3 protein-coding genes are annotated in these 4,033 nt (G+C 44.6%); 1 reads left to right on the top strand and 2 read right to left on the bottom strand.

Annotation, left to right across the window (positions count from 1 at the left end; all coding sequences use genetic code 11):
* Positions 1-138: 138 nt before the first annotated feature.
* Complete coding sequence (locus AC805_RS07515) at positions 139-1,518, bottom strand: DEAD/DEAH box helicase (protein WP_055074844.1); 1,380 nt, start codon at positions 1,516-1,518, stop codon at positions 139-141.
* A gap of 377 nt (positions 1,519-1,895) precedes the next feature.
* The gene (locus AC805_RS07510; RefSeq protein ID WP_055074843.1) at positions 1,896-2,783 is read right to left on the bottom strand and encodes an ion channel; all 888 of its coding nucleotides are present in this window, start codon (positions 2,781-2,783) and stop codon (positions 1,896-1,898) included.
* A 382-nt stretch (positions 2,784-3,165) separates the two neighbouring features.
* On the opposite strand from AC805_RS07510, the gene sfsA reads away from it, so the two are divergent.
* Entirely contained in the window at positions 3,166-3,927 is a 762-nt protein-coding gene (gene sfsA / locus AC805_RS07500) for a DNA/RNA nuclease SfsA (protein WP_055074841.1), read from the top strand.
* Positions 3,928-4,033 lie beyond the last annotated feature (106 nt).

Genomic DNA, 4,033 nt, shown 5'->3' with positions numbered 1-4,033 from the left:
TTAACGTGAGTTCGGGATAATTTAAAACGGGCTGTGATACCAATTTCCAAAAGTGTAGCCACACTTTTGGAAATTGGTATCACAGCCCAGCAAGGGTTTTAAAATCCCAAAATGGCGTAGCCATTTTGGGAATTGGTATTAGTGCTGGCGATGGGGGCGAGATTCTGAGCGTTCAGAGGTGGAGGGCTGAGTCAGTTTTACTGTCGTTTTAACTAACTGTTTTTTCTGCGGGTGAGTTGGCGCTTTGCTTGAAGATATCGGTTTGCCGATCGCTCCACGATCGTCACGATCGCTGCGATCGCTCTGTTGATTCCGTCTCGGCTGATGCTTTTGCTGTCTGCCTACTTGGATGGGTTCGGGCTGGGCGCGGGGATCGGGCTCGAAGCCCTCAATAATTTCATGGGGTAGCGATCGCTTGATTAGTTTCTCAATATCGGCAAGAAATTTACGTTCGTCTACACATACCAAAGAAATCGCCTCACCTGAAGATCCCGCCCTTCCCGTACGTCCGATCCGATGCACGTAGTCCTCTGGCACATTCGGTAACTCATAGTTCACGACTTGGGGTAGTTCGCTAATATCTAAGCCTCGCGCGGCAATATCCGTAGCAACTAAAACTTGCAGACTGCCATCCTTAAATTTCCCTAGGGCTCGAGTACGGGCGGCTTGACTCTTATTCCCGTGAATCGCCATCGCCACAATATCATCTTGGTGCAATTGCTTGACTAGGCGATCGGCTCCATGTTTAGTACGGGTAAAGACCAATACTTGATACCAATTATTAGTCTGAATCAAATGGGTTAGCAATTCCCGTTTGCGATCTCGATCGACGGGGAAAATTCTTTGAGTCACTAAATCTGCGGTAGCATTTTGACTGGCGACTTCAACCATCACAGGGCGATCGAGCAGGGTGCTGGCAAAGGTTTTAATATCATGGGAAAAGGTTGCCGAAAACAACAGGTTTTGACGTTGTTTCGGTAATAGAGCCAAAATCCTTTTAATATCCCGAATAAAGCCCATATCTAACATGCGATCGGCTTCGTCTAAAACTAGGACTTCCACCTGCGAAAGGTCTAATCTGCCCTGCTGAACGTGATCTAGCAAACGCCCAGGGGTTGCTACCAAGATTTCAACCCCACCTCTAAGGCGATTGATTTGGGGATTGATATTTACGCCACCATAGATCGCCATCGAGGTAAGGGGCAAATGTCTACCATACATCCTTACGCTTTCTTCGACTTGGGCGGCAAGTTCGCGGGTAGGGGTGAGAATTAAAGCTCGAATGGGAATTTTCCCATTCGACGAACGTTTGACGCTCTTATTTGATAGTAGGTGCAAAATCGGTAGAGTGAATCCTGCGGTTTTGCCCGTTCCAGTTTGAGCACCTGCTAAAAGATCGCGACCTGACAGTACGACGGGGATCGCTTGCGATTGAATTGGTGTGGGCTGAGTATAGCCACGGGCAGCGACAGCACGCACGATTAGATCGGACAATCCTAATGCCAAGAATCCCTGCATTGAAGAGGAATTAAGTTCAGAAGATTTTTTCAGTACAGAAGATTTTGGTACTGGAGGGGCAATCGGAGAAGAAGACATAGAACTCCAAAAAAATTATCGGTCTGTCGCTGTTAGCGTTGCCATTTATTAGTCGTACCAAATCCTTAGAATCTTGTGACATTTCTAAGGAGTTAAAACCTTACCCAGAGGGATTTTAAAAATTCAGAAATTTTTGAAATTTTTGAATTTGGTGTCAGACGGATCGGAGACAGAAACTCAGAGACAGAAACGTAGTTGATGTGTCAACAGTATCAATGACTGGGAGCAGACACTGTAGATTTATATCTTAGCATTAGAAAAGAAAGATTGCTAGATAATCTTTCTTTTCTAAATCACTTCTAAATTGCTGTCGTCTCATGAAAATGGGTGTAGTCAAGATAGCGATGCCCATCCTTTGCCATATGAATAACATCCATAAAACGGCGATCGTACAGTAGATTGCGAGATGCATACATATGTCGCGCGTGAATCGTACCTTCAATCGTTTCATCAACCCCTGTCAGCGACACGAGGATCTGAGCGTGTAATCTTTCCATTGTTTCGTTGGTTATGCCATAGAGCGGACTGTTCTCATCAATGATATGCATTACAGTCCATGACAGTAAAAAGACAGGAGAATGATCGCGGACTAATTTAAGTTCGTGCAAGCGGCGCATTCTATGACCTTCAACGGTTATTTCGTCAATCATGAGGAAAACACTGAGTTTTGCCTCCAGAATGTTATTTCTCCTCTCATTGGCTGTGCGAAACATGAGTGTGGGGATGCCATTGTAGTCATGAATCGTGGCTACTCGGCTAAACATAACACGGGAGGAGGATTTCGCAAATCTCGTAAAGGCTATTCCTGTAATGACAGCAAATAACATCAAACTGGCAATGGACTCTAAGGTTACAATCAAATTTGCATAAAGAGTATGAGGGTTCATGACTCCATAGCCAATCGAAGCGAGGGTCTGAACGCTAAAGAAGAAAGCCTCTAAAAACCCAACTTTTTCAATACCTGCGATCGCATCAGCGTCGAGTAAATAAAGAACCGCAAACACTGTATTGAGGAAGATATCAAATCCCACAACGATCGCTACAAACCCCAGCCAAGGAATAGTTAACATGAGGTGATATGGATCGCGAAAATAAGAATACCAAGAGTTTCCACCGACGACCTGAAGCACTCCATCACGCTGTTCGAGTTTGATTAGAGGCGGATGGATTTTGCGTTTGATTCCCATATTAACTGACCCACCAATAGCTTTTCCTCATCATGGTAATATGGTCAGCACAATGCGCTCTTCCTAAAAGCAATCCTAAGAGCAATCCTAAGAGCAATATTTTAGAAATTAAGTAAGTAACGTCAGTTCGGGTTAAGCTGGCAAATTTTAAAAGCCCAAAAGCAAAAGCCTTGCTAAGCAAGGCTTTTGCTTTTGGGCTTTGAGGAAAGGGTTGCATAGCTCCCCCTTGCTCAAAGCCCGTTTTTAATTATGTCGAACTCACGTTAAGTAGTTCGGCATAATTAAAAAAACCAAAATTAGAGAGCATACTGACCGCGTAGCGTGCGGTACGCTCTCTAGTTTTGGTTTTTAATGCAAAGCGCTATAAATTACCCATTGAAAAATGATTCAAGTTCATACTTATCCCGATCTGATTGAAGGTCGTCTTGTTAGTCGCTACAAACGTTTTTTTGCGGATATCAAATTAGATAACGGCGAAGTTATCACCGCCCACTGTGCAAACACGGGACCAATGACAGGAGTTTGCCAGATCGGGAGTCCTGTCTTAGTTTCCTACCATCCCAGCCCTAAAAGGAAACTAGCCTATAGTTGGGAAGCCATTTATATCGATGAACAATGGGTCGGAGTCAATACTAGCCTTCCCAATCGTGTGATCGGGCATATGCTCGATCGCCATTTGCTCCCCGAATTAGAGCCTTACCATACAGTTAAGGGGGAGGTTACCTATGGCAAGGAAAAGAGTCGGATCGATTTTCTGTTGACTAATGGGGAAGATAATCCTCAAAGCCCCAATTCTCAAAGCCCCAATTCTCAAAGAACCAATCCTCACAGAACCTATGTGGAAGTTAAAAATTCAACGTGGTGTATTGGTAGTTTATCCCTATTCCCAGATACCGTGACGACGCGAGGACAAAAACACCTACGGGAACTGATGGCGATAATTACGGAAAATACTGCTGCTGCCTTAATTTTCTTTATTAATCGTGGAGATTGCGATCGCTTTGCGGCAGGAGCCCAAGCCGATCCCGAATATGCCAGACTCCTACAAGAAGCGATCGCTAAAGGTGTGAAAGTATTGCCCTGTCGATTTGCGATCGAACCAACCAAAATTACCTATCTGGGATTAGCATCCCTCGAAGTTTAGACTATAGCTACAGTCACTTAAGTCAGGAAATCAAACCCAATAGAGAGTGGCGGCGCTTCGCGCCGCCACTCTCTATTGGGTTTGATTTTTGTCCTAACATTACTGA

Source organism: Pseudanabaena sp. 'Roaring Creek' (assembly GCF_001402795.1).
Taxonomy (GTDB): domain Bacteria; phylum Cyanobacteriota; class Cyanobacteriia; order Pseudanabaenales; family Pseudanabaenaceae; genus Pseudanabaena.
This window is presented reverse-complemented; position numbering and strand designations above follow the sequence as displayed.

What these genes read in the sequence shown, in the direction of transcription:
- sfsA (WP_055074841.1), top strand. Translation starts at nt 3,166, where the DNA reads ATGATTCAAGTTCATACTTATCCCGATCTGATTGAAGGTCGTCTTGTT.
- AC805_RS07510 (WP_055074843.1), bottom strand. Translation starts at nt 2,783, where the DNA reads ATGGGAATCAAACGCAAAATCCATCCGCCTCTAATCAAACTCGAACAG.
- AC805_RS07515 (WP_055074844.1), bottom strand. Translation starts at nt 1,518, where the DNA reads ATGCAGGGATTCTTGGCATTAGGATTGTCCGATCTAATCGTGCGTGCT.